The sequence below is a fragment of the Leclercia sp. LSNIH8 genome (genome assembly GCF_002920195.1).
Taxonomy (GTDB): Bacteria; Pseudomonadota; Gammaproteobacteria; order Enterobacterales; family Enterobacteriaceae; genus Enterobacter.
In genome coordinates, this window is sequence record NZ_PQJY01000010.1 from 1 (window position 1) to 25,218 (window position 25,218).

Below are 25,218 nucleotides of genomic sequence, written 5' to 3' on the forward strand. Positions count from 1 at the left end.
GGAGGCGAGTCCTGATGAGGGTGCTGACTATGATGCACATGCGGATCAGGAGGCTGATGCTGATGCTGATGCTGATGCCGACGCCGATGCCGATGCCGATGCTGATGCTGATGCGGACGCGGACGCCGATGCTGATGCTGATGCGGATGCCGATGCCGATTCTGATGCGGATGCAGACGCCGATGCGGATTCTGATGCCGATGCCGATGCCGATGCCGATGCTGATGCGGACGCAGATGCCGACGCCGATTCTGATGCAGATGCAGATGCTGACGCTGATGCGGATGCTGACGCTGATGCGGATGCGGATGCCGACGCTGATGCCGATTCCGATTCTGATGCGGATGCAGACGCCGATGCGGATGCTGATGCCGATGCGGATGCTGATGCCGATGCCGATGCCGATGCGGACGCAGATGCGGATTCCGATTCTGATGCGGATGCCGATTCTGATTCTGATGCAGATGCGGATTCTGACTCCGACGCGGACGCCGATGCCGATGCAGATGCTGATGCCGATTCTGATGCAGACGCTGACGCGGATGCTGATGCAGATGCAGATGCAGATGCAGATGGAGACGCGGATGCCGATGCGGATTCTGACTCCGACGCGGACGCCGATGCCGATGCAGATGCTGATGCCGATTCTGATGCAGACGCAGACGCAGACGCTGATGCTGATGCTGATGCTGATGCTGATGCTGATGCGGATGCGGACGCCGATGCCGATGCGGACGCCGACGCCGATTCTGATTCCGATGCGGACGCGGACGCAGATGCAGACGCCGATGCGGATTCCGATGCTGATGCCGATGCGGATGCAGATGCAGATGCCGACGCTGATGCGGATGCCGACGCCGACGCTGATGCGGATGCAGACGCTGATGCCGACTCTGATTCCGACACCGACGTCAAACTGACCGTTACCGTCACTCCAGGCAGTAAGACGACCGAGACGACAGATGACCAGATCATCCACGTTAATGGCGGCAGCGGCGATCCTAACGGTTACGACATCCAGAACGGCGTGATTGTGGCGATCGGCAGCAACGTACATGTCTGGCTGACTCCGGATAGCCCGGACGGTAAGATCCAGGGCGACTTCGTGCCGAAGGCCGACAGCCCGGATCAGATCCACTACTACAACAGCCAGGGTAACGCCAATGCCAATAACGGCGACAAGACCTACACCGATATCTTTGTGGTCGGTGACCATACGGGTGGCTATTACCAGCAGGGTGACTGGCCGCAGGATCGCTATGAATTCCGGCCGCTCAACGGCATCACTGGCAACCAGGGCTTACCGCAAAGCAGCGTGGGTAAGGACTATATCTTTGTTCAGGGCAATGAGGCTGACTACACCGTTACCGGTGTCGACCATCCACAGAATGGTAAAAACAACGATATAGATAACCTGCATGTGGTTGATAACGAGACCGGGAAGTCACCGTTCCAGAATGCCAACGGCATCGAAGGCGTTGTTTTTGGTGACGGACCCTCCTCCACGCACGGCGGCAATACCACCGTCAGCTATACGGTGACGCTGAATCTGGATGTCAATCTCGAAAGCTCAGACAGCAGCGATCACCTTAACAGCATCACCCTGAGCGGTATCCCGGAAAACGCGACCTTTACTGGCAACTATGCGAGCGTCAGTTACAACGCCGAAGAGAAGAGCTACACCCTGACCTTTGACAACGACACCTCGCACTTCAACGGCCAGGTGAGCGTTGAACTGCCGGACGGTCAGAGCGATTTCGGGGAGATCGGGCTGAAAGTGGACTCTACCGCCGTCGATCAACACGAAACCGACTTCACCGTTGACGGGAAAGAGGGCGGAACGTTTGTCAGCGAAAGCCACGGTGGAGAAGAGCACGCCGATGATAACGTTGACGATCACCCTCTGATGGCTGACCACAGCGTTGAGGAGAATCATGTTGAAAGCGACAGTGAAGAGAATCACAAGCAGACGAGCAGCCTGACGGCTGATGAGCATGACGCCGACCACACTCTGGCGAACGGGGATCACGCCGCATCGTTAATCGATGACGACAACCTGATGCTCAATACCAGCAGTGTGGATAACAACGGCACGCCAACGGTCGATAATGCGCAGAGCGAGAACCTCACGCTCCAGAGCACGGATCAGGAGGAGCAGCTGAACTTTAGCGATCTCATTCATGATGAAGAGCATAACGATCTCAGCACGCTGATCCAGGCGGGGCCGCAGAGCGACACGGCGGAGGGCCCGGCGGAGGTCGAGCATGTCCCTGCTGAAGGCGGTGAGATCGCCGGAACGGAGGGGTATGACGCGGGTAACGACACGATGCTCGACAGCCTGATCGCCAAACCGGAAGAGCACGCCTGACTGGCGTCGCGCAGGGCTGGTCTGGCCTGCGCGGCAAACATTATTCAGGACAGACGAGGGATCCCGTCTGCCCGCAAAATCGCAGGGTACATTTTTCCCCCTCTCTCTGATGGGGTTTCTCTGGTGAATATTGACCAATAATCAAGGGATATGAAGGAAAAAATAAGATGAAACAGTATAGTCAGTTCGTTATAGGGGCTACCCTGGCGCTGAGCGCCACATATAGCCAGGCCACGACCCTGGAACAGGCCGTGAAAGACAGCCTGTTATGGCATCCGGAAGTTAACGCCTCGGTAAACAGCCGCTATTCCGCCGATCAGGATCTCCGCGCCGCCAAGGGTGGCTATCTCCCGACCCTGGATCTCACCGCCGGTACCGGCTGGGAGCAAACCGATAACGCCAGCACCCGCGGGGCAGGCGATCATCTGCGTGATTTGCACCGCAGCGAGTCCGCCATCAATCTGCGCCAGAACGTCTTCAACGGTTTTGCCACCACCAGCGAAGTGGGCCGCCAGAAAGCGACGGTCAACTCCCGCGCCTGGACGGTAATGAATACCAGCGAATCCACCGCCCTGCAGGCGATCCAGAGCTATCTCGATGTACTGATGCGCCAGAAGATGGTGGCGCTGGCAGAAGATAACCTGAAGAATCACGAGCGGGTGTTCGATCAGATCCGCCTGCGTACCGAGCAGGGGGTAGGGCGTCAGGCAGATTTTGAGCAGGCCCAGGCTCGTCTGGCCCAGGCGCGCAACAACCTGCTGACCGAGCAAACTAACCTCGAAGACGCTCGCGCTAACTACCAGAGTATCACCGGCAAAGAGCCTGACACTCTCGTCATGCCCGCCAAAATCGCGGTACCCGCCTCGCTGGAGGCCGCGCGGACCGTCATGCTGGCAAACAATCCGCTGCTGAAACAGGCCGATGCCGATGTGGAAGCGACCCGCCAGCAGTACGAGGCGGCAAAATCGCGCTTTATCCGGATGTGAATGTCGAAGTCGGGCGCACCATGGATAACAACATCGATGGGACCCGCGGACACAGCCAGGAGTGGCAGGCGATGCTGCGCATGCGTTACAACCTCTATAACGGCGGCAGCGACCAGGCGACACTCACCTCTTACGCCTACAAAATGAAAGAGGCTCAGGATGTGAAAAATAACGCCTAGCGTCAGCTGAACGAAGAGCTGCGTCTGGCCTGGAACGCCCTGAAAAACGCCGGGCAGCAGGTGCCGATCGCCAAAGAGTATGCCGATCGCAGCGTGCAGGTGCGTAGCGCCTACCAGGAGCAGTTCAGCCTTGGCGACCGGACCTTGCTCGATATGCTGGACAGCGAAAACGAGGTGTTCAGCGCCCAGCGCCGCTACGTCGAGCTGCAGTTTGTCGACATGTTTACCACCTACCGCATCAGCGCCCGTACCGGCGAACTGCTTAAGAGCCTGAATATTCAGCCGCCGACGGCAGCGGAGCCGCTCGCGCAAGCGAAATCTTCCCAGGCAGAACTGCCTGAATTAAAGTAAGACGCCCTGAGAGGCTGACGGGGTTGTTGCTGGCAGAGATAACGGCAACAACCCTCTCTTTTTTATCTGCGGTTCCCGTCCGCAGAACACTGAGGCAGAGAATGACGCCTGATATTGACTCCTCTGATCGCATCGAGATGACCCCGCAGGCGCAGGGCAGGCTGGATCCGCGGCAAAGCCATGACGATCCCCTGCTGGATGCGCTGATGATCGTCTGTAAATTGCATAACATTGTCACCAGCCGCAACGTCCTGACCGCGGGGTTGCCGCTGGCAGCCCACACCCTGACGACAGAGACCTTTCCCCGCGCCGCCGGACGGGCCGGGCTCAAGGCGCGGGTGGTACAGCGTGGGCTTGAAAACATCACCGCGCTCTCTCTGCCTGCCATTCTCCTGCTGAAGAACAATCAGGCCGCGGTGCTGATTGGCTGGGATGCGCAGCAGCGCGCCCGGCTGCTGCCCAGCGAAACGGAGGGCGGTGAGATCACCGTGTCGCCAGAGACGCTGGCGGAGAATTACAGCGGCCGGGTGATTTTTATCTCTCCGGAGCATGAGTTTGATGCCCAGCCGACGGCCACACTGCCGCGTACCAAAGCCTGGTTCCAGGATACGCTCAAACTGTCGAAATCCCTCTACCTGGATGCGGTGGTCGCCAGTTTCCTCGTCAACCTGGTGGCGCTCTCCGCTCCGCTGTTTGTGATGAACGTCTATGACCGGGTGGTGCCCAATCAGGCCACCGCCACGCTGTGGGTGCTGGCGATTGGCATCAGCATTGCCTTTGTGTTCGACTTTGTGCTGAAGATCCTGCGAGGAATTTGCCTCGATCTGGCGGGCAAAAAAACCGACCTGGTGGTCTCCTCGGCGCTGTTCGAGCGGCTGCTGGGGATGAAGATGAAGCTCCGCCCGCAGCGGGTGGGCAGCTTTGCGCAGAATTTCCAGGAGTTCCAGTCGATTCGTGATTTTCTGTCGTCGCTGACGCTGACCGCCTTTATCGATCTCCCCTTTACCCTGCTGATCCTGCTGGTCATTGGCATCATCGGCGGCCCGCTGGTGTTTATCCCGCTGCTCGCTTATCCGCTGGCGCTGCTGGTGAACTGGTTGATCCAGCGCCCGCTGATGTCGCGGGTCAGGAAAACCTATCAGCTCTCTAACGAACGCCAGGCGATGCTGGTGGAGACACTCACCGGTCTCGATGCCATCAAAATCAACAACGCCCAGAGCGAGCGTCAGTATCAGTGGGAACACCTCACCGGTCAGCTAAGCAAGCTGGAACTGCGGGTGAAGTCGCTCTCCTATGTGGCGGTGAACTTTACTGCCTGGCTGCAGCAGTTCAGCGGCGTGGCCCTGATCGTGGCCGGGGTCTACATCATTATCGGCGGCAACCTGAGCATGGGTGGGCTGATTGCCTGCTATCTGTTGCACCGTCGCGCCATGATGCCCATCGGCCAGCTGTGCAGCCTGATCACCCGCTACCAGCGCGCGCGAATGACCAAGGCCACCATCGACCGGATGATGGATCTTGAGCAGGAGGTGCAGGACGACGAAGTGCCGCTGAAGCGGGAAACTCTCTCCGGCGCCATTGAGCTGCGCGATGTGACCTTTATCTATCCCGGCAATCAGTATGCCTCGCTCAGCAACGTCTCGCTGACGATCCAGCCCGGCGAGAAGGTGGGGATCATTGGCCGCAGTGGGTCCGGGAAAAGCTCGCTGGCGAAACTGTTGGTCGGCTTTTACCAGCCGGACAGTGGAAATGTGCTGATCGACGGCATTGATGCCCGTCAGATCGATGTTCACGACTTGCGGCACAATATCGGCTACGCGCCGCAGGATATTCATCTGTTCAGCGGCACCCTGCGGGAGAACCTGGTGTACGGCGCCAGCTACGTTGATGACGAAACCATGCTGCGGGTGGCCACCCTGACCGGGGTGCACGAGTTTGCCCGTCGTCACCCCTCCGGTTACAACATGCAGGTGGGTGAGCGGGGAATGAGTCTTTCCGGCGGCCAGCGACAGGCTGTCGCCCTGGCGCGGGCGCTACTGCTCGACCCGCCGGTGCTGTTGATGGACGAACCCACTAGCTCCATGGATAACACCAGCGAAGATCTGATCAAAAAGGCGCTTGCGCCAGTGATTGCCAACAAAACGCTGCTGATGGTCACCCACCGTGCGTCGCTGCTGACGCTGGTGGATCGTCTGATTATTGTCGACAACGGCAAAATCATTGCCGATGGCCCGAAAGAGAGCGTCATGAGTGCGCTGAAGAAGGGACAAATTCATGCGAATCGTTGAGATGCTTAGCCGTCTGATGAGCTGGCTGTCAGGAGATAAACAGCCCGCGCCGTTTACCACCAACGAGGTCAACAAAGCGTTGCTGGATGATGCCCCCCGGGTGGTACGCGTCACGCTGTGGGCTATCTTCGCCTTTTTTATCGCCATGATCCTCTGGGCATCGCTGGCCAGCATTGATGAAGTCACACGCGGGGAAGGGCGGGCGATCCCCTCATCACGTCTGCAGAAAGTGCAGAACCTCGAAGGGGGGATCGTCGCCGAGGTCTTTGTGCATGAAGGCGAGGTGGTGAAAGCCGGCGCGCCGCTGCTGCGTCTGGATGATACTCAGTTTCGTTCCAACGCCGGGGAGAGCGAGGCCGATCGGCTGGCGCTGCAGGCGCGCATCCAGCGTCTGACCGCGCAGCTGAACGATGCCACAACCCTGACCCTGGCGCCGGAAATAGTGAAGCAGGCGCCGGAGATCGCCAGCGGTGAGATGGAGCTTTTCGCCAGCGTGAACAAACGCATTCAGAGCGAACTGGCGGGGCTTAATGAACAGCTGGTGCAGAAGAAGCAGGAGCTGCTCGACTTCCAGGGCAAAGCCAGCCAGTACCGTCGTAGCCTGGGGCTGCAACAGCAGGAGGTCGCCATGTCTGAACCGCTGGTGGCGAAAGGGGCGATCTCAAAAGTCGAAGTGCTCCGTCTGCGTCGTGGCGTGGTAGAAACCCAGGGACAGCTCGACTCCGTGACCCTTGCCATTCCCCGGGCGGAAGCGGCCATTAAGGAGATTGAGAGCAAAGTCAGTGAAACGCGCGGGCGTTATCGCAGCGAGGCGCTGGGGCAGCTCAACGAGGCGCGAACCGATCTCAGCAAAATAGAGGCCTCGGGCAAGGCGATTTCTGACCGGGTGAACCGTACCCTGGTCACCTCGCCGGTGCGCGGCGTTGTGCAGCAGCTGATGGTCAACACTATCGGCGGGGTGATCCAGCCGGGCAAAGACCTGGTGGAGATTGTACCGCTGGACGACAAGCTGCTGGTGGAGGCCAAAATCCGCCCGCAGGACATCGCGTTTTTACGTCCGGGCCAGGAAGCAACGGTGAAGTTCACCGCCTACGACTACACCATCTATGGCGGCCTGAAAGGGACGCTGGAGCAGATCAGCCCCGACACGGTAACCGACAAAGATGGGAAGAGTTTTTACGTGATTCGCCTGCGCACCGATAAAAACCATCTCGGCACGGATGAAAAGCCGCTGTTAATTATTCCGGGGATGGTGGCGTCGGTGGATATTATTACCGGTAAGAAAACGGTGATGGCCTATCTGCTGAAACCGATTCTGCGCGCCAGAGCGGAGGCGTTCCACGAACGCTAATAAGTATGGAGAAAGGCCACCTCGCCGGGAGGTGGCCTTTAAGTGTTACCACATCAAATCGTCAGGCACGACAAAATCGGCGTACGGATCGTCTTCATCCTTCGCTTCCTGCGTCAGTTCACCGCTGAAGACGATATAGCTCGCATCACGCTGGATAATTTTATTCGCCACAACGGCAGGGATGATGGCGTATTCGCTCTCGCGACCCGCTTCAGCAACCAGACGCGCAATCGCCAGACGGCCATTGATCAGCTGTTTTTGCGTGGTCTTATCCACAGTGATTTTTTTAATCAGATTGCCGTCGGTGAAGTTAAAGCCGATATCGCCTTTGGCAATGACGATGCGGTTCATTTCAATCAACTGCTTGATCTGCGCCTTATACTCTTTTGCCAGCGTCGCCTGCTTTTGCTGTTCGCTAAGCTCTTTGTCGCGCTCAATTTGCGCCTGCTTATTCACTTCTACCGCTTCCCGGGCCTCACGCGCCTGGACGCGGGACTTTTTAGCGGTGCGCTGCACTTTTTCCAGCTTTTTACTGCTGACTAAGCCAGCTTTCAGCATCTGCTCTTGTAGTGTGAGTTTGGTCATCGTCGTTTCTGAAATCTGTCAAATGATTGGCAGATTATACCCTGGAGCGTGAGGGGCGTGCCAGGAGATGGTCGCCCACGGCACACTATTCAGGACAGCTGTAGTTCCGTGGCGTCTGCCACCTGGGCAAAATCTGCCGCAAGCAGCGCAAGGGTGACATCATGAATGATTTTTGCGCTGAGCTGAGATTTTACCAGTTCAAAACTGAGCACCGCATCTTTTACTACCGTCATCTTTAACCCAAGGTCGGCACCCATTCTGACGGTGGAGTTCACGCAAAATCCGGCCACCGCGCCAATAACAACAACCTCTGAAATCTGCGCGTCCTGAAGATAAGGCATTAATTCCGTTGAGCTGAACGCGGAGGAGGTGTGTTTGATAAAGACCGGTTCGTTCGCTAATTCTTTGAAGGCATCCATGGGTGAGCTGGATGATAAGTGGGGATGGAAAAGTGAGCCCTGTTCAGGCGTCTGGTGGCGAACGTGGATGACGGGACGGCCTGATTTTCTGAATTTTTCAATTACAGAGGTCATGTTTTCAATGCTGTTATGCGGGAAGTAATCCACGCCCTGCTGAATTCTCTCTGTGACAAAATTCTGCATATCGATGATGAGTAGTGCTTTTGGCATTTGACCCTCTGTAAAACGGATGAGTGGCAGGGTTAGCTGCGCTCACGGGCAAGTAAACTGCCTCTCATGTGAACGAGACCGTTAAAGAATATCCGTTTTGCTCAGGGGTGTCAGCGCCCGGGTTTGGTGGGTTTGAGCCCCGATCTTTCGGGGCTCCGTAACGCTTAGCGAATGACGTTACCGCGCTGTACGCAATGCCCATCGTTGCAGTTAACGGCATCGACCCTGGCGGCACGATGATTTCTTGCCTGCGCGGTAACCGTTGCAGCCGCTACCGGGTGGGCGGAATTTGCGACCACGGCTGCGCGTTCTACAGGGTGAAACACAACCCCAGCAAAGGCTGAGCATGGGGCGATTAAAGCCAGCGCGATCAGGATCTTTTTCATCAACTTTCTCCGTTCAATTTTGTATTACCTGGTAAGCAGGGATACGTTCTGATGGCGGGAGAGTACATTACAGCAACCCGTTAAGTTGTGTTTATGGGTGCTATTGAACAGAAAGTAACTTACGAAGTTGCGGGAAAAAATGGTAAATCTGACGGCAGGAAAGTGTCCCCTGCAGGAATCGAACCTGCAACTAGCCCTTAGGAGGGGCTCGTTATATCCATTTAACTAAGGGGACAAAGCGGCACGAGTATAACGTCATTTATACAATGCGTTAAGCGCGTGACCGCCTGACTGCTTAAAGTGTCGCCACTCACACCGCTTTTTTGCCTTCTTCCTCTTTTTCCTGCTGGGCTTGCTCTTTCGCTTTTAGTTCAGCTTTACGCTTATTCGACATATCGTTGCGGATTTGCGCATGGCTGAGCAGGGCAAAAATAAAGGTACCGCCGCAGATGTTACCTGCAAGGGTAGGGAGCGCGAAGGGCCAGAAAAACTCGGTCCAGTGAATGGTGCCGTTAAATACCAGGTACAGGATCTCCACCGTCCCCACTACGATGTGGGTGGTATCGGCCAGGGCGATAAGCCAGGTCATCAGGATAATGACCACGATTTTCGCTGAACCGGCCGCCGGGAACATCCAGACCATGGTGGCGACAATCCAGCCGGAGATGATCGCGTTGGCGAACATCTCTGCCGGGCTGTTTTCCATCACCCCCATCCCGATTTTCACAAAGGCGTCGCGGGTGGGCTCATCAAATATCGGCATAAACTCGAACGCCCAGGCGGCGACACCGGTGCCGATAATATTGCCGAGCAGTACCACGCTCCACAGGCGCATCAGCAGGCCGAAATTACCCCAGGTTGGGCTTTGCATCACCGGCAGTACGGCGGTGACGGTATTCTCGGTGAAGAGCTGCTGGCGCGCCATAATCACGATAATAAAGCCAAAGGTGTATCCGAGGTTTTCGATGATTATGCCGCCGGGCACCCCTTCAAGCTCGACATGAAAAATCCCTTTTGCCAGCAGGGAAGCGCCCATCGATAATCCGGCGGCAATGGCCGACCAGAACAGCGCCATGGCGTCGCGCTCCAGCTCCTTTTCACCATCCTGGCGAATATGTTCGTGGATTGCCATTGCACGTGAGGGCAGGCGATCCTCGTCAACCTCAATCTTCTTTCCCCGGCGATTCTCCTCGCTTTCAACTTCCAGCTCTTCGGTATGGTTATCAATTTTTTCTTCTTTTAGCTCGTCCATCGCAATGCTCCATAGGTTGCAGATACCTTTAAGCGTAGCGCTTTTTCTCCCGCCGCCCGTGGGGAAGCTCTTAAATTCCTGTAATGGCAATAAAGGCGATACATCGCTGGCAAAGGCCGTATAAAATTGCCAGCCAAACGAAAACCTAAAGCCAGGCTATTCTGAGATCATACCAGAGAGTGTTTATTGCCCCGATTTGTGGTCGTAGACATCAGTAAACGCGCTGATACAATCACTTACACGTTTACAGACAGAGCGCGAAAGCGCCATGACGGATGGCTTTTGCTGATAGCCATACTTAACAGGGAGAAAGATATGAAACTTCGGCTGTCGGTGGTTGCGTTGAGCACCACGTTGCTGATGGGCTGCGCCAGCTCTGGCGAGCAGCAGGGGCGCTCCGATCCTCTGGAAGGATTTAACCGCACCATGTACAACTTCAACTACAACGTGCTGGATCCGTATGTGGTGCGTCCGGTTGCGGTGGCATGGCGGGATTATGTTCCACAACCTGCCCGTAACGGGCTGAGCAACTTCACCAGCAACCTCGAAGAGCCAGCGGTGATGGCGAACTACTTCCTGCAGGGCGATCCCTATCAGGGGATGGTCCACTTTACCCGCTTCTTCCTGAACACCCTGTTAGGTATGGGTGGCTTTATTGACGTTGCCGGGATGGCGAATCCGAAGCTGCAGCGCGAACAGCCGCACCGTTTCGGTAGTACGCTGGGTCACTACAATGTGGGTTACGGCCCGTATGTGCATCTGCCGTTCTACGGTAGCTTCACATTGCGTGATGACGGCGGTGATATGGTCGATACGCTCTATCCGGTGCTGTCGTGGCTGACCTGGCCGCTGTCGGTGGGTAAATGGACGCTGGAAGGGGTGGAGACGCGCGCGCAACTGCTGGATTCAGACGGTCTGCTGCGTCAGTCTTCCGATCCGTATCTCATGGTGCGTGAAGCGTACTTCCAGAATCACGACTTCATTGCTAATGGCGGTAAGCTGAAACCGGAAGAGAACCCGAACGCGAAAGCGATCGAGAATGAACTCTCCGAGATTGATGCGGAATAAAAAAGAAAAGGTGAGCACGAGGCTCACCTTTTTTTTATCCCTGCGTGATTAGAACGCGTAGTTGAAGTTCATGCCATAGAGCCAGGCTTTACCTTCAGAAGAGAACTCATACGGACCTTCCTGGAACGATACTTTCTGACCATGCATATAAGAGACACCCGCATCAATTGAGGCATCTTTGTTGAATGCATAGGTCGCACCGGCGCTCAGCCAGAAGCGATCCTGATCCGGAATGGAGATAGAGCGTTTGTCTGCCGGAACCGGGCTGTCATCGAAGGCGATACCGGTACGGAATGTCCAGTTATCGTCCATATAGTAGGTGGTACCCAGAGCGATACGGTAAGCGTCACGGAAGCTTTCGTCTTTATAGAAGAGCGTATCACCGCCGCTGTTAGTCGCTTTCAGCTCCTGGAACTGGCTCCAGCTCGTGTAGGTCAGGCTATAGTGGATGGCCCATTGCGGCGCGACTCTGTTATAACCGGACAGTTCCCACATCTCAGGTAAGTTCAGGGTCAGAGAACCGCCAGTGGTGCGGCCATCCGTCCCCATTGGCAGACCAAAGTTGCCGAGGATCTGGTTGTAGGCTGAAGGCAGGCTGCTCTTATAGTCGCCATCGAAATCGATTTTTACTTCAGAGCGGTAGGTCAAGCCGTAACGGTTGTTCTTGTCGATCTCATACAGAATACCGGCGTTCCAGCCAAAGCCCCACTCATCACCCTTCAGGTAGGCAATCTGGGTATCTCCCGGGATCCCCGCGACCTGTCGTGTCAGGCCAGGAGGCAATGCGCCGGAGCCTGCGACGATGCGACCCAGGTCGCCCGCGTAGCGCTCAATTTTTGCTTTCGCATACACGGCATCAAAGCCAACACCGAAACTCCAGTGGTTATCCAGGCGATAAGCACCGCTCAGGTTCAGGTTAAGGGTTTCCAGGTCGGTTTTACCGCCGTATGCCCCTGCCGCGTAGTTGTTATTGAATTCGGTCGCGAGTCCGTAGTTAGAGGTAACGGACGCGCCCCAGCCAAATTGTTCATTGATTGGCGCGACGAAGTGCAGGTTCGGAACCCATGCTGTTGGCGCGATATTATCCGCGTTCAGGCTGGCGCCCGTTGGAGAGCGTCCGGTGATATCCACACCAGGGTCAACAAAAATGGCACCTGCGGAGAAGGTTGGACGATCAAACATCATGATCAGGGCAGGGTTACGGCTCGCGTTTCCTGCATCATCAGCGATAGCACCTTCCCCGGAATAGGCGCGGCCCAGGCCTGAGGAAGAGAACTCATTCAACTGAAAGCCCGCTGACCATGCGGAGGTGGAGACAATTGCCACTGCGATTGCGAGCGCAGTTTTTTTGAACAGGGTTTTCTGGCTCATGACCATAACCTCATTGAGTTATTTTTATTCTATATTTGTTACATACCGTAACAGGAGCGCGAAGTGTAGGGTCTGTGGTAACACTTAGAAATCAGACCAGTGGCGAGAGTATAGGTCTGACCAGATGGAATGTTGCAAGTCTGTTTATAAATATTTACTGATATGTTTTTCGAAACGGGATCTGGTTGGCAAAATTGTGACCAGTTCGCTTACTCCGAACGGGTGATTTTTGTTTTAGATCATTTTAACGTGTGATATTGCTCACTTAGCGGCTTTTACGTCATTAACGACTGGAGCCACTACCGGGCGGGGCGTAAAATATCAGCATTGTATCTATTTCGCGCCGTGCGCGACGACAGAGGAAATCTACTATGAGTAAATGCAGTGCTGATGAAACCCCGGTTTGCTGCTGTATGGATGTGGGCACCATTGTGGACAACACGGATTGCACCGCCTCTTACAGCCGTGAGTTTACCCGCCGTGCCGACGCCGAAGAGACGCTGGCCGCGCTGACCGAAAAAGCCCGCAGCGTGGAGTCCGAACCGTGCGCAATCAACGCCAACTTCACCGAAGTGGAAGGGGGCGTTCGTCTGGACATCGACTTCGTGTTCAGCTGCGAAGCAGAATCCCTGATTTTTCAACTCGGTCTGCGTTAATCCCTTCCCGCGCCTCCCTTCCGGGAGGCGTTTCGTCTCCTCTCTGTGTGTTCGCTCGCAATTTTTCCTCTCCCCGATTGGCTAATGTAAAAATTTAGTTAAGACTGTTATCAGGTCAGACCACTTTGCGCATTTGTTATTCACAGGGGAGCGTTATGAGTCAGGCATTACCGCTAATCACCCGTCAGGGGGATCGCATTGCCATTGTCAGTGGATTACGCACGCCATTTGCCCGTCAGGCGACGGCGTATCATGGCGTACCTGCCGTCGATCTGGGAAAAATGGTTGTAGGGGAGCTGCTGGCTCGCAGTGAAATCCCCCCCGAGGTGATTGAACAGCTGGTCTTTGGCCAGGTCGTGCAAATGCCGGAAGCGCCGAATATCGCCCGTGAAATCGTGCTGGGCACCGGAATGAATGTCCACACTGATGCCTACAGCGTCAGCCGCGCCTGCGCCACCAGCTTTCAGGCGGTAGCGAACGTGGCAGAAAGCCTGATTACCGGTACCATTCGCGCCGGGATAGCCGGGGGCGCAGACTCCTCGTCCGTATTACCGATTGGCGTCAGCAAAAAGCTCGCGCGCGTGCTGGTGGACGTCAACAAGGCCCGGACCACCGGGCAGCGGTTGTCACTGTTCTCGCGCCTGCGTCTGCGCGATCTCCTTCCTGTTCCGCCCGCGGTCGCGGAATACTCCACCGGGCTGCGAATGGGGGATACCGCCGAACAGATGGCGAAGACCTATGGCATCACCCGTGAGCAGCAGGATGCCCTGGCGCACCGCTCGCACCAGCGCGCCGCTCAGGCCTGGGCCGAAGGCAAGCTGGCGGAGGAGGTGATGACCGCCTACACCCCACCATTCCGCGAACCGCTAAGCCAGGATAACAATATTCGCGGCACCTCTACGCTGGCGGATTATGCGAAACTGCGTCCGGCATTCGACCGCAAACATGGCACCGTCACGGCGGCGAACAGCACGCCGTTAACCGACGGCGCGGCAGCGGTGATCCTGATGACCGAATCCCGCGCCAGAGAGCTGGGCCTGAAGCCGCTCGGCTATCTGCGCAGCTATGCCTTTACCGCCATTGATGTCTGGCAGGACATGCTGCTGGGGCCGGCCTGGTCCACGCCGCTGGCGCTGGAGCGCGCCGGACTGACGATGGGCGATCTGACGCTCATCGACATGCATGAAGCCTTTGCCGCGCAAACTCTGGCCAACCTGCAACTGCTGGCAAGCGATCGTTTTGCCCGGGATGTGCTGGGCCGCGCCCACGCCACCGGTGAAGTGGACGAAAGCAAATTTAACGTGCTGGGGGGCTCCATTGCCTACGGTCACCCCTTTGCGGCGACCGGGGCGAGGATGATCACCCAGACGCTGCATGAGTTGCGCCGTCGCGGCGGTGGGTTTGGACTGGTCACCGCCTGTGCTGCGGGTGGCCTGGGTGCCGCAATGGTTCTGGAGGCAGAGTAATGGAGATGACAACGGCATTCACCCTGGACGTGCGTCCGGACAACGTGGCGGTAGTCACCATTGACGCCCCAGGCGAAAAGATGAATACCCTGAAAGCGGAGTTTGGCGGTCAGGTTCGCGCTATCCTCAAACAGGTCCGAGAAAACAAAGCCTTGCGCGGGCTGGTATTTATCTCGGCCAAGCCGGATAACTTTATCGCCGGGGCCGATATCAACATGATTGCCCGCGCTGAAAGCGCCCAGGAAGCGGAAGATCTGGCCCGTCAGGGGCAGCAGATCATGGCCGAAATTCACGCCCTGACCATTCCGGTGATTGCGGCGATCAACGGCGCCTGTCTCGGCGGCGGCCTGGAGCTGGCGCTGGCCTGCCACGGACGAATTTGTACCGACGACGCCAAAACGGTGCTGGGCCTGCCGGAAGTGCAGCTTGGCTTACTGCCGGGCTCAGGCGGCACCCAGCGCCTGCCGCGACTGGTGGGTGTCAGCACGGCGCTGGAGATGATCCTCGCCGGCAAACAGCTGCGTCCGCGTCAGGCCCTGAAAGTCGGGCTGGTGGATGAGGTGGTTCCGCATTCCATTCTGCTGGAGGCTGCCGTGGCGCGCGCGCTGAGAGGCAAACCCGACAGTCGCCGCTTACCGGTGCGCGAGCGTGTGCTGGCAGGGCCGCTGGGCCGTGCGCTGCTGTTTAAAATGGTGGCGAACAAAACCGAGCAAAAAACCCAGGGCAACTACCCGGCGACAAAACGCATTCTTGAGGTTATTCATACCGGTCTGACCCAGGGCAGCAGCAGCGGCTATGCCGCAGAAGCGAAAGCCTTTGGCGAGCTGGCGATGACGCCGCAGTCTCAGGCGCTGCGCAGCATCTTTTTTGCCAGCACCGACGTGAAGAAAGATCCCGGCAGCGAAGCCGAGCCTGCGCCGCTGGCATCAATTGGCGTGCTGGGCGGTGGGCTGATGGGGGGCGGGATCGCCTTCGTCAGCGCCAGCAAAGGCAAATTACCGGTGCGGATCAAAGACATTAACCCGAAAGGGATCAACCACGCCCTGCAGTACAGCTGGCAGCTGCTTGATAAAAAGGTCAAACGCCGCCATATCAAAGCCAGCGAGCGCGATCGCCAGCTGGCGCTGATCTCCGGCACCACTGACTACAGCGGATTCCGTCATCGCGATGTGGTGATTGAGGCAGTATTTGAAGATCTGGCGCTGAAACAGCAGATGGTGGCCGAGGTCGAAGCGAACTGTGCGCCGCACACTATCTTTGCTTCTAACACCTCGTCGCTGCCTATCGGCGATATTGCGGCCCAGGCCGCACGTCCTGAGCAGGTGATCGGGCTGCATTTCTTTAGTCCGGTCGAAAAAATGCCTCTGGTGGAGGTTATCCCCCATGCCGGAACCAGCCCGCAGACCATTGCCACCGTCGTTAAGCTGGCAAAAATGCAGGGCAAAACGCCGGTGGTGGTGGCTGATAAAGCCGGGTTCTACGTCAACCGCATTCTGGCCCCCTATATCAACGAGGCCATGCGCCTGCTGACCGAAGGCGAAAAGGTCGAGCATATCGATAATGCGCTGGTGAAGTTTGGTTTCCCCGTTGGCCCAATCCAACTTTTGGATGAGGTGGGAATCGATACCGGCACTAAAATTATACCTGTGCTGGAAAGCGCTTACGGCGAACGGTTTAGCGCGCCCGCAAACATTGTTTCTGCAATTTTGAATGACGATCGCAAAGGCAGAAAAAATGGCCGCGGTTTCTATCTTTACGACCCAAAAGGGCGTAAAAGCAAGAAGCGGGTCGACCCGGCGATTTATGGGCTTATTAAGTCTGGCGGCGAGGGCAAACTCTCTGCGACCCAGTGCGCGGAACGCTGCGTGATGATGATGCTCAACGAAGCGGCACGCTGCTTTGATGAGAAGGTCATTAAAAATGCCCGCGATGGCGACATTGGCGCCGTCTTTGGCATTGGTTTCCCACCTTTCCTGGGTGGCCCGTTCCGCTATATGGATAGCGTAGGTGCGGGTGAAGTTGTTGCGATTTTACAACGACTGGCTGTGCAATATGGGCCGCGGTTTACACCGTGTGACACATTATTGCAGATGGCGGATCAGGGGCTGCGATTTTGGCCAGCAAAGGAAACTGACCTTGTAAATTAAGGTCAAATAAGAGTAAATCCGCCGTTGAAGGGTCTGGTCCTGTCTAATTTGTAAACAGACATTGACTATACTTACGCCGTTGAGGTAAAAAACAGCGTTTCATTCAACGGATGGATCAGGCACAATGCCCGGCCATCGGGTTTTCTACCTCGTTATGTGTTCACACGGGGTAATAACACCGGTGATCCTGGTCAACAAAAGCGGTGCAATATGCAAGTTTTTATCATGCGTCACGGTGACGCGGCACTTGATGCTGCCAGTGACTCTGTACGTCCTCTGACGCCTTGCGGCTGTGACGAGTCCCGTCAAATGGCTACCTGGTTGAAAGGGCAAAAAGTGGATATTGAACGTGTCCTCGTCAGCCCGTTCTTACGCGCTGAACAGACGCTGGATGTGGTAGGGGAGTGTATGAACCTGCCAGCCAATGTCGATGTTCTGCCAGAGCTTACCCCGTGTGGCGACGTGGGTCTTGTCAGTGCCTATCTTCAGGCGCTGTGCAATGAAGGTGTCGCCTCTGCGTTGGTAATTTCCCATCTGCCGTTAGTCGGCTATCTGGTGGCTGAACTCTGCCCGGGCGAAACGCCGCCGATGTTCAGCACCTCTGCCATTGCCAACGTTACCCTCTCTGAAACGGGTGCTGGCGTCTTCAACTGGCAGATGAGCCCCTGCAATCTGAAGATGGCGAAAGCTATCTGATGTAAATCGGACCCAGGCGGGTAGCATGAGCCACCCGCCTGCCTCTCAGGGCAGCTCAGGCGGTTGCCACTCTTCCACTTCAATCAACACCAGCAAGGCGGCATCACCGCCATACTCTTTCGGTGCCTGATGAAATGCCATTACGTGTGGATGCTGAGCCAGCCACAGTGGGGTTTGCTGCTTGAGAATATGTTTGCCGTGGCCGTGCATCACGCAGGCACAAAAAACATGTTCGCGACGGCAGGCGGCAATCAGCGCGCCCAGCTCCTGTTTCGCCTGCATCTGGGTCAGCCCGTGCAGATCGAGGAACAGCTCCGGCGAATAATCTCCCCGACGCAGTTTTTTCAGCTCGAAATGGCTGACGTCCGCGCGCACATATTTCACCGCACCTTCCGTGTTCAGCAGCGGCTGAAACTCGTCGGAAAAGTAGTGGCTGGCGTCGGCCTGCTCCTGAATCAGCCGTTTTACCGGAACTTCACTCACTTTTTTGCGCTGCGGGCGGTGGACAATGGTGTCCTGCTTGATTTGACGCGTGCCGGTCATTAGCTGACGAAACAGCGTTTGATCCTCCTCGCTGAGCGATATTTTCTTTTTCATGGGGTCGTCTCATCTCTTATTTCCGACAGTGTACCTGACTCACTGCGCGGCAAAACGCATTTTTTACCCGCAAGCCGTTAGCGACAGTGCTGATTTATCGCCGTCTTCATGGCACACTAGCCGCCGAAAATTTAGCGAGCATGCCCTGGAGAACATAGTGGATAAAATTTTTGTCGATGAAGCGGTGAATGAGCTGCAAACCATTCAGGACATGTTGCGTTGGGCGGTCAGCCGTTTCAGCGCGGCCAATATCTGGTACGGCCATGGTACCGACAACCCGTGGGACGAGGCGGTACAGCTGGTTCTGCCATCCCTCTATCTGCCGCTGGATATTCCTGAAGATATGCGCTCCGCGCGCCTTACCTCCAGCGAAAAACACCGCATCGTTGAGCGCGTGATCCGTCGCGTTAACGAGCGCATTCCGGTAGCGTACCTCACTAACAAAGCCTGGTTCTGCGGCCATGAGTTTTTTGTCGATGAACGCGTGCTGGTGCCGCGCTCGCCGATTGGTGAGCTGATCAACAACCAGTTCGCTGGCCTGATTGACCATCAGCCTGAGCATATCCTGGATATGTGTACCGGCAGCGGCTGCATCGCCATTGCCTGCGCGTACGCCTTCCCGGAAGCGGAAGTGGATGCTGTCGATATCTCTCCTGATGCGCTGGCGGTAGCGGAACACAATATTGAAGAGCACGGTCTGATCCATCATGTCACGCCGATCCGTTCCGATCTGTTCCGTGACCTGCCAAAAGTGCAGTACGACCTGATTGTGACCAATCCGCCGTACGTTGACGCAGAAGATATGTCAGACCTGCCAAACGAATACCGTCACGAGCCAGAGCTGGGCCTGGCTTCCGGCTCGGACGGCCTGAAGCTGACCCGCCGCATTCTGGCCTGTGCGCCGGATTATCTCACCGACAACGGCATTCTGATTTGTGAAGTCGGTAACAGCATGGTACATCTGATGGAGCAATATCCGGATGTGCCGTTCACCTGGCTCGAGTTCGACAACGGTGGGGACGGCGTCTTCATGCTGACCAAAGCGCAGCTTATCGCCGCGCGCGAACACTTCAGCATCTACAAAGATTAATCCAACGGGCTTCGGCCCGTTTCACATTGCGCAAACACAGAAAGCTCAAATACAGAACAATGAAAACGGAGCCGTGATGGCAGGAAACAGTATTGGACAATTATTCCGTGTGACGACGTTTGGTGAGTCCCACGGGCTGGCGCTGGGCTGTATCGTTGATGGCGTACCGCCAGGCATCGAACTGACTGAAGCCGATTTACAGCACGATCTCGACCGACGCCGTCCAGGCACGTCACGCTACACCACCCAGCGCCGCGAGCCGGATCAAGTCAAAATTCTGTCAGGCGTCTTTGAAGGACGCACCACCGGTACCAGCATCGGCCTGTTGATTGAGAATACCGATCAGCGTTCCCAGGACTACGGTGCCATTAAGGATGTGTTCCGTCCGGGCCACGCCGATTACACCTACGAACAGAAATACGGTTTTCGCGACTATCGCGGCGGCGGACGCTCCTCCGCCCGTGAAACCGCCATGCGCGTCGCGGCAGGGGCCATTGCCAAAAAATACCTCGCACAGAAGTTTGGCATCACCATTCGCGGCTGTCTGACCCAGATGGGCGATATCCCGCTGGCGATCGCCGACTGGGAGCAGGTTGAACAGAACCCGTTCTTCTGCGCTGACGCCTCGAAGCTGGAAGCGCTCGATGAACTGATGCGCGCCCTGAAAAAAGAGGGCGACTCCATTGGCGCCAAAGTCACCGTGGTGGCTGACGGCGTCCCGCCGGGCTGGGGCGAGCCGGTCTTTGACCGCCTCGATGCTGATATCGCCCATGCGATGATGAGCATCAACGCGGTTAAAGGGGTGGAGATTGGCGACGGCTTTGACGTGGTTCAGCTTCGTGGCAGCCAGAACCGGGACGAGATCACAACCCAGGGCTTCCAGAGCAATCACGCGGGCGGCATTTTAGGCGGCATCAGCAGCGGGCAGCAGATTATCGCCAACATCGCGCTGAAACCGACCTCCAGCATTACCGTGCCGGGCCACACCATTAACCGCTCTGGTGAAGAAGTTGAGATGATCACCAAAGGACGTCACGATCCCTGCGTCGGGATCCGCGCAGTGCCGATCGCCGAAGCAATGCTGGCGATCGTGCTGATGGATCACTTCCTGCGCCAGCGCGCGCAGAATGCGGATGTGACGACCACCATTCCACGCTGGTAACCATGAAAAAAACCGCAATTGCTCTGCTGGCGCTGCTTGCCAGTGGAGCCGCTCTGGCGGCAACGCCATGGCAAAAAATCACCCACCCGATCGCGGGCAGCGCGCAGTCAATTGGGGCGTTCTCTAATGGCTGTATCGTTGGTGCGCAGGAACTTCCTCTGCAGTCAGATACGTATCAGGTGATGCGTACCGACCAGCGCCGCTACTTCGGCCACCCGGACCTGGTGCTGTTTATTCAGCGGCTGGGTAACCAGGTGCATAACCTGGGGCTGGGTACGGTGCTGATTGGCGATATGGGGATGCCGGCAGGCGGACGCTTTAACGGCGGCCACGCCAGCCACCAGACGGGGCTGGATGTCGATATCTTCCTCCAGCTGCCGAAAACGCGCTGGTCATCCTCGCAACTGCTGAAGCCGCAGGCGCTCGATCTGGTCTCCAGCGATGGCAAGCGGGTAGTGCCGTCGCGCTGGTCGCCAGAGGTCTCCAGCATGATCAAGCTGGCGGCGGAAGATAACGACGTCACACGTATCTTCGTTAACCCTGCCATCAAGCAGCAGCTCTGCCAGGATGCTGGCACCGACCGCGACTGGCTGCGTAAAGTGCGGCCGTGGTTCCAGCACCGCGCGCACATGCACGTGCGCCTGCGATGCCCGGCGGACAGCCTCGAGTGTGAAGATCAACCGTTACCGCCGCCAGGCGATGGCTGCGGCGCGGAATTACAAAGCTGGTTTGAGCCAGCGAAACCTGGACCCACCAAGCCTGAGAAGAAGACACCGCCTCCGTTGCCGCCTTCCTGCCAGGCGCTACTGGATGAGCATGCCCTGTGATGGACCAATTTGCTGAGTTGTTTATGGTATCGCCGCTGATGCTGGTGGCGCTGTTTTTCATCGCCATGCTGGCCGGGTTTATTGATGCCCTGGCCGGTGGCGGCGGGTTACTGACGGTTCCGGCCCTGCTGGCGGCGGGCATGAGCCCGGCCCAGGCGCTGGCGACCAACAAATTGCAGGCGTGTGGCGGATCGTTATCCGCCTCGCTCTATTTTATCCGCCGCAAGGTGGTGAGTCTGGCCGATCAGAAGCTCAACATCCTGATGACCTTTATTGGATCGACCAGCGGGGCACTGCTGGTTCAGCATGTGCAGTCCGATATTTTGCGCCAGATTTTGCCGATTCTCGTCATCTGCATTGGTCTCTATTTTTTACTGATGCCGAAACTGGGTGAAGAGGACAGGCAGCGCCGCCTGCACGGTCTGCCGTTTGCGCTGATCGCGGGCGGCTGCGTCGGCTTTTACGACGGCTTCTTCGGGCCCGGAGCCGGGTCGTTTTACGCCCTGGCGTTTGTCACGCTGGCTGGTTTCAACCTCGCCAAATCCACCGCCCATGCGAAAGTGCTGAACGCCACCTCTAATGTCGGTGGCCTGCTGCTCTTTATCATCGGCGGGAAGGTGATTTGGGCGACCGGCTTCGTGATGATGGCCGGACAATTTCTGGGCGCGCGGGCAGGTTCGCGTCTGGTATTAAGCAAAGGGCAACAGCTCATCCGTCCGATGATTGTCATTGTCTCGGCCGTGATGAGTGCCAAACTTCTTTATGACAGCCACGGACAGGAGATCCTCCACTGGTTGGGGATGAACTAATGAACAGTACGCATAAATACGAACAGCTGATTGAGATTTTCGATGGCTGCTTCGCACAAGATTTTAATACCCGTCTGATTAAAGGCGACGACGAACCGATCTATCTTCCTGCAGATGCAGAGCTACCGTACAACCGGATCGTCTTTGCCCACGGCTTTTATGCCAGTGCGCTGCACGAAATATCCCACTGGTGCATTGCCGGTAAAGCGCGCCGCGAGTTGGTGGACTTTGGCTACTGGTACTGCCCGGACGGGCGTGACGCTGCGACCCAGGGGCAATTTGAAGATGTGGAAGTGAAACCCCAGGCGCTGGAATGGCTCTTCTGCGTGGCGGCAGGATTTCCGTTCAACGTCAGCTGCGACAATCTCGAAGGCGACTTCGAGCCAGACCGTATTGCCTTCCAGCGCCGCGTGCACGCGCAGGTGATGGAGTACCTTGAGAAAGGCATCCCGGAACGTCCGGCGCGCTTGATCAAGGCTTTACAGAATTATTACCACACGCCGGACATCACGGCGGAACACTTCCCGTGGCCGGAAGATCTTAACTGAGGAAAGAAGATGATCGCAGAATTTGAATCACGCATTCTGGCGTTAATTGATGACATGGTGGAGCACGCCAGTGACGATGAACTGTTTGCCAGCGGTTATCTGCGTGGTCACCTGACGCTGGCCGTCGCCGAACTGGAAGCCGGTGACGACCACTCTGCGGACGCGGTGCATGCTGAAGTCTCCCGCAGCCTGGAAAAAGCGATTCTGGCTGGCGAACTCTCTCCGCGCGACCAGTCATTAGTGCTGGGGATGTGGGAAACCTTGTTTCAGAAAGCCAGCCTGACGTCATAAGTTAGCGCCTGGACATGTAGGCCGGGCAAGCGGATGCGCCGCCCGGCGTTAAAACGGCTCCTCTGCCAGACGCCCGGTGGCGCTAAGCTTACCGGGCCTACGATTTCACCATCTTCCCCTTCAACAACTTCCTCACCCATAACCGGTTCGGATTGAGCGCGGCCAGCGTGTGGCTGTCCAGTGGAATCGGCTCGTTACTCATCTGGGCGGCAAGAACCTCCGCCGTCAGCGGCGCCGTACAAAGCCCGCGGGAGCCCAGCCCGCCCAGCATAAACAGATTCCGGAACGCCGGGGCGCTGACCGCCTGGGATGTGTTGCTGGCGAGATCCTGATAAGCCGTCAGCGTGGCTTCATAGTCCGGTACCGCCCCGGTCATCGGCAGGTGATCGCGGGTGGCGCAGCGAATGCCGTTGCGCGCCTCGCCGGCGCTGACATCCACCTCACGCGCCCATGCCGCCTGCGGCAAACAGTCGATCAGACGCTGGCGATTATGCTGCTGGTCCTCATCGCTGTACTGCGGCTCGGTCTGGCCGCGATGATAGCTTGCGCCGATGCAGTGCTGGCCGTTGGCCGGATTTTGCGGCGTCAGATACCCGTCGTAGCAGAGCACCTGACGTAGCTGGCTCAGCTGCGGGGCCGCCGGGATATGGCTCACCTGGCCACCCACCGGGTAGACCGGCAGTGGTGCGGTCTGGCTGAACTGGCTGATGCCATGTCCGTTCGCCAGCACCACGCTGCCATGCTGCGCCTGCTCACCGTCGGCAAACTGCAACATCCACCGGGCGTCGGTCTGCGCCAGCGACGTTACCTTGCGGCCATAGTGCACCTGCAGGCCCAGAGTTTGCGCCAGCGCGATCGCCGCCGCGGTAAGCTGCGCCGGGCACAGCCAGCCGCCAAGCGGATACTGGATCCCGCCGCAGCCGGTGGGCACCCCGGTGCTCTCTTCCACCTGACGGGCGTTGACCGCAACCGCAATCTGCTCGGGCAGGCCCAGAGCGAGCATATGGTCAATTTTCTGCTGACTCTTCTCATCCCAGCCAAGCTGAGTCACGCCGCACCAGGCATGATCAAAGGCCACCGGTAGGGTGTCGTACAGGCGGCGGGCAAAGGTGAACGCCGCCGGGAAAAACTGGCTAAGCGCCGCATCGTGGGCGCTAAGCAAGGGATAGAGTGCCCCCTGACGATTGCCGGAGGCGCCCGCTGCCGGGGCATCGTCGGCGCAGTAGAGTGTTACCTGCCAGCCACGGCGCAGCAGCGCCAGCGACAGCAGCGCGCTGGCAATCCCGCCGCCCACTACGGCGGTTTCGCGCCCGTCGCTGGCCGGACGGGCAAACCACGGGGTGCGGGCAGGGGAGGGGCGATCCTGCTCCATCACCCCGACGAGCATTTCGCGCTTGCGGCCAAAGCCCTTGGTTTTTTTCATGGTGAAGCCTGCTTCCTGCAGGCCGCGACGGACAAACCCGGCGCAGGTGAAGGTGGCGAGCGTCCCACCGGGCCGCGCCAGACGCGCCATGGCGGCAAACAGCCCCGGGCTCCACATATCCGGGTTTTTGGCCGGGGCAAAACCGTCGAGGAACCAGGCGTCAACCTGCTGGTTCAGGGAGTCATCCAGCTTGTCGGTGAGTTCGTTAATATCCCCAAGCCAGATATCGAGCGTGACGCGCCCGCCGTCCAGCAGCAGGCGATGACAGCCTGCGATAGGCAGCGGCCACTGAGCCTGAAGCTGTTCTGCCCAGGGGGCTAATTCCGGCCAGTGCTGATGCGCCAGCCGGAGATCGTCGGCGGCCAGCGGGTATTTCTCAAAACTGATGAAATGTAACCTTTGCAGCGTAGCGTCAGGGTGCGCTGCACGAAAGCGATCGAACGCTTGCCAGAGGGTGAGGAAATTCAACCCGGTGCCAAATCCGCTCTCGGCCACCACAAAGAGATCGCGGGGATGCAGCGGAAAACGGGAATTCAGCTGATTTCCCTCGAGGAAAACATAACGTGTCTCCTCCAGTCCGTTATCATTAGAGAAGTAGACATCGTCAAAATCTCGGGAAACAGGTGTACCCTCAGCGTTGAATTCGAGGTTGGCGGGTTGTATAGCGTTTTGTTTCACGTAAGTTACTCGTC

21 protein-coding genes, 1 tRNA gene and 1 pseudogene are annotated in these 25,218 nt (G+C 57.4%); 15 read left to right on the plus strand and 8 right to left on the minus strand.

Going from position 1 to position 25,218, the window contains the following annotated elements; all coding sequences use genetic code 11:
• The 4 genes and pseudogenes from C3406_RS26315 to C3406_RS21435 form a co-directional block, all read left to right on the plus strand.
• On the plus strand, positions 1-2,368 hold a 2,368-nt coding region (locus tag C3406_RS26315; RefSeq protein ID WP_199187379.1), incomplete at its 5' end, for a hypothetical protein.
• Between the two features lie 167 nt (positions 2,369-2,535).
• A pseudogene (locus C3406_RS21425) lies at positions 2,536-3,884 on the plus strand (TolC family outer membrane protein).
• A gap of 137 nt (positions 3,885-4,021) precedes the next feature.
• Positions 4,022-6,172, plus strand: coding sequence for a type I secretion system permease/ATPase (locus C3406_RS21430; protein ID WP_103825192.1), 2,151 nt, complete (start codon positions 4,022-4,024; stop codon positions 6,170-6,172).
• On the plus strand, positions 6,159-7,523 hold the full coding sequence (locus C3406_RS21435; protein ID WP_103825187.1) for an HlyD family type I secretion periplasmic adaptor subunit: 1,365 nt from the start codon (positions 6,159-6,161) through the stop codon (positions 7,521-7,523). The genes C3406_RS21430 and C3406_RS21435 overlap by 14 nt, the downstream gene beginning before the upstream one ends.
• Before the next feature lie 45 nt (positions 7,524-7,568).
• Here C3406_RS21435 and C3406_RS21440 read toward each other — a convergent pair whose 3' ends face one another.
• From C3406_RS21440 to C3406_RS21460, 5 genes are all read right to left on the minus strand, one after another.
• Complete coding sequence (locus C3406_RS21440) at positions 7,569-8,108, minus strand: DUF2058 domain-containing protein (RefSeq protein WP_103825186.1); 540 nt, start codon at positions 8,106-8,108, stop codon at positions 7,569-7,571.
• Positions 8,109-8,197: 89 nt separating this feature from the next.
• Complete coding sequence (locus C3406_RS21445; RefSeq protein ID WP_103825185.1) at positions 8,198-8,737, minus strand: cysteine hydrolase family protein; 540 nt, start codon at positions 8,735-8,737, stop codon at positions 8,198-8,200.
• A 164-nt stretch (positions 8,738-8,901) separates the two neighbouring features.
• Positions 8,902-9,123: a hypothetical protein gene (locus C3406_RS21450; RefSeq protein WP_103180578.1), complete on the minus strand. Its 222-nt coding sequence runs from the start codon at positions 9,121-9,123 to the stop codon at positions 8,902-8,904.
• A 163-nt stretch (positions 9,124-9,286) separates the two neighbouring features.
• A tRNA-Arg gene (locus C3406_RS21455) sits at positions 9,287-9,358 on the minus strand.
• A 75-nt stretch (positions 9,359-9,433) separates the two neighbouring features.
• Positions 9,434-10,375: a formate/nitrite transporter family protein gene (locus C3406_RS21460; protein WP_103825184.1), complete on the minus strand. Its 942-nt coding sequence runs from the start codon at positions 10,373-10,375 to the stop codon at positions 9,434-9,436.
• A 315-nt stretch (positions 10,376-10,690) separates the two neighbouring features.
• Here C3406_RS21460 and mlaA point away from each other — a divergent pair, with 315 nt between their 5' ends.
• Positions 10,691-11,443 (plus strand): phospholipid-binding lipoprotein MlaA, encoded by a 753-nt coding sequence (mlaA, locus tag C3406_RS21465; RefSeq protein WP_103825183.1) that lies wholly within the window; start codon positions 10,691-10,693, stop codon positions 11,441-11,443.
• Positions 11,444-11,491: 48 nt separating this feature from the next.
• Here the strand turns inward: mlaA and fadL are convergent, their stop codons facing one another.
• Positions 11,492-12,814: a long-chain fatty acid transporter FadL gene (gene fadL / locus C3406_RS21470; protein WP_199182754.1), complete on the minus strand. Its 1,323-nt coding sequence runs from the start codon at positions 12,812-12,814 to the stop codon at positions 11,492-11,494.
• 371 nt (positions 12,815-13,185) lie between these two features.
• Here fadL and C3406_RS21475 point away from each other — a divergent pair, with 371 nt between their 5' ends.
• The 4 genes from C3406_RS21475 (at position 13,186) to sixA (ending at position 17,779) form a co-directional block, all read left to right on the plus strand.
• The gene (locus C3406_RS21475; RefSeq protein WP_103825181.1) at positions 13,186-13,470 is read left to right on the plus strand and encodes a YfcZ/YiiS family protein; all 285 of its coding nucleotides are present in this window, start codon (positions 13,186-13,188) and stop codon (positions 13,468-13,470) included.
• 155 nt (positions 13,471-13,625) lie between these two features.
• The gene (gene fadI, locus C3406_RS21480; protein WP_103825180.1) at positions 13,626-14,936 is read left to right on the plus strand and encodes an acetyl-CoA C-acyltransferase FadI; all 1,311 of its coding nucleotides are present in this window, start codon (positions 13,626-13,628) and stop codon (positions 14,934-14,936) included.
• Complete coding sequence (gene fadJ / locus C3406_RS21485; protein WP_103825179.1) at positions 14,936-17,083, plus strand: fatty acid oxidation complex subunit alpha FadJ; 2,148 nt, start codon at positions 14,936-14,938, stop codon at positions 17,081-17,083. Before fadI ends, fadJ begins: the two co-directional genes overlap by 1 nt.
• Positions 17,084-17,293: 210 nt before the next feature.
• On the plus strand, positions 17,294-17,779 hold the full coding sequence (gene sixA, locus C3406_RS21490; RefSeq protein ID WP_103180541.1) for a phosphohistidine phosphatase SixA: 486 nt from the start codon (positions 17,294-17,296) through the stop codon (positions 17,777-17,779).
• A gap of 45 nt (positions 17,780-17,824) precedes the next feature.
• Here the strand turns inward: sixA and smrB are convergent, their stop codons facing one another.
• Positions 17,825-18,376, minus strand: coding sequence for an endonuclease SmrB (smrB, locus tag C3406_RS21495; protein ID WP_103825178.1), 552 nt, complete (start codon positions 18,374-18,376; stop codon positions 17,825-17,827).
• Positions 18,377-18,533: 157 nt separating this feature from the next.
• On the opposite strand from smrB, the gene prmB reads away from it, so the two are divergent.
• From prmB to C3406_RS21525, 6 genes are all read left to right on the plus strand, one after another.
• Entirely contained in the window at positions 18,534-19,466 is a 933-nt protein-coding gene (gene prmB / locus C3406_RS21500) for a 50S ribosomal protein L3 N(5)-glutamine methyltransferase (protein ID WP_103825177.1), read from the plus strand.
• A 76-nt stretch (positions 19,467-19,542) separates the two neighbouring features.
• Entirely contained in the window at positions 19,543-20,628 is a 1,086-nt protein-coding gene (gene aroC, locus C3406_RS21505; protein WP_103825176.1) for a chorismate synthase, read from the plus strand.
• Positions 20,629-20,630: 2 nt separating this feature from the next.
• On the plus strand, positions 20,631-21,455 hold the full coding sequence (gene mepA / locus C3406_RS21510; RefSeq protein WP_103825175.1) for a penicillin-insensitive murein endopeptidase: 825 nt from the start codon (positions 20,631-20,633) through the stop codon (positions 21,453-21,455).
• Positions 21,455-22,264 carry a sulfite exporter TauE/SafE family protein gene (locus C3406_RS21515; RefSeq protein ID WP_103180532.1) on the plus strand — a complete coding sequence of 270 codons (810 nt, stop codon included), beginning with the start codon at positions 21,455-21,457 and terminating at the stop codon, positions 22,262-22,264. Before mepA ends, C3406_RS21515 begins: the two co-directional genes overlap by 1 nt.
• On the plus strand, positions 22,264-22,812 hold the full coding sequence (locus C3406_RS21520; RefSeq protein WP_103825174.1) for an elongation factor P hydroxylase: 549 nt from the start codon (positions 22,264-22,266) through the stop codon (positions 22,810-22,812). The genes C3406_RS21515 and C3406_RS21520 overlap by 1 nt, the downstream gene beginning before the upstream one ends.
• A gap of 9 nt (positions 22,813-22,821) precedes the next feature.
• Positions 22,822-23,103, plus strand: coding sequence for a YfcL family protein (locus tag C3406_RS21525; protein WP_103825173.1), 282 nt, complete (start codon positions 22,822-22,824; stop codon positions 23,101-23,103).
• Between the two features lie 97 nt (positions 23,104-23,200).
• Here the strand turns inward: C3406_RS21525 and mnmC are convergent, their stop codons facing one another.
• On the minus strand, positions 23,201-25,204 hold the full coding sequence (mnmC, locus tag C3406_RS21530; RefSeq protein ID WP_199183292.1) for a bifunctional tRNA (5-methylaminomethyl-2-thiouridine)(34)-methyltransferase MnmC2/FAD-dependent 5-carboxymethylaminomethyl-2-thiouridine(34) oxidoreductase MnmC1: 2,004 nt from the start codon (positions 25,202-25,204) through the stop codon (positions 23,201-23,203).
• Positions 25,205-25,218 lie beyond the last annotated feature (14 nt).

Bases quoted from the DNA above. Each gene is read 5' to 3' on its own strand.
- C3406_RS21430 (WP_103825192.1), top strand. From the start codon at position 4,022: ATGACCCCGCAGGCGCAGGGCAGGCTGGATCCGCGGCAAAGCCATGAC.
- C3406_RS21435 (WP_103825187.1), top strand. From the start codon at position 6,159: ATGCGAATCGTTGAGATGCTTAGCCGTCTGATGAGCTGGCTGTCAGGA.
- C3406_RS21440 (WP_103825186.1), bottom strand. From the start codon at position 8,108: ATGACCAAACTCACACTACAAGAGCAGATGCTGAAAGCTGGCTTAGTC.
- C3406_RS21445 (WP_103825185.1), bottom strand. From the start codon at position 8,737: ATGCCAAAAGCACTACTCATCATCGATATGCAGAATTTTGTCACAGAG.
- C3406_RS21450 (WP_103180578.1), bottom strand. From the start codon at position 9,123: ATGAAAAAGATCCTGATCGCGCTGGCTTTAATCGCCCCATGCTCAGCC.
- C3406_RS21460 (WP_103825184.1), bottom strand. From the start codon at position 10,375: ATGGACGAGCTAAAAGAAGAAAAAATTGATAACCATACCGAAGAGCTG.
- mlaA (WP_103825183.1), top strand. From the start codon at position 10,691: ATGAAACTTCGGCTGTCGGTGGTTGCGTTGAGCACCACGTTGCTGATG.
- fadL (WP_199182754.1), bottom strand. From the start codon at position 12,814: ATGAGCCAGAAAACCCTGTTCAAAAAAACTGCGCTCGCAATCGCAGTG.
- C3406_RS21475 (WP_103825181.1), top strand. From the start codon at position 13,186: ATGAGTAAATGCAGTGCTGATGAAACCCCGGTTTGCTGCTGTATGGAT.
- fadI (WP_103825180.1), top strand. From the start codon at position 13,626: ATGAGTCAGGCATTACCGCTAATCACCCGTCAGGGGGATCGCATTGCC.
- fadJ (WP_103825179.1), top strand. From the start codon at position 14,936: ATGGAGATGACAACGGCATTCACCCTGGACGTGCGTCCGGACAACGTG.
- sixA (WP_103180541.1), top strand. From the start codon at position 17,294: ATGCAAGTTTTTATCATGCGTCACGGTGACGCGGCACTTGATGCTGCC.
- smrB (WP_103825178.1), bottom strand. From the start codon at position 18,376: ATGAAAAAGAAAATATCGCTCAGCGAGGAGGATCAAACGCTGTTTCGT.
- aroC (WP_103825176.1), top strand. From the start codon at position 19,543: ATGGCAGGAAACAGTATTGGACAATTATTCCGTGTGACGACGTTTGGT.
- mepA (WP_103825175.1), top strand. From the start codon at position 20,631: ATGAAAAAAACCGCAATTGCTCTGCTGGCGCTGCTTGCCAGTGGAGCC.
- C3406_RS21515 (WP_103180532.1), top strand. From the start codon at position 21,455: ATGGACCAATTTGCTGAGTTGTTTATGGTATCGCCGCTGATGCTGGTG.
- C3406_RS21520 (WP_103825174.1), top strand. From the start codon at position 22,264: ATGAACAGTACGCATAAATACGAACAGCTGATTGAGATTTTCGATGGC.
- C3406_RS21525 (WP_103825173.1), top strand. From the start codon at position 22,822: ATGATCGCAGAATTTGAATCACGCATTCTGGCGTTAATTGATGACATG.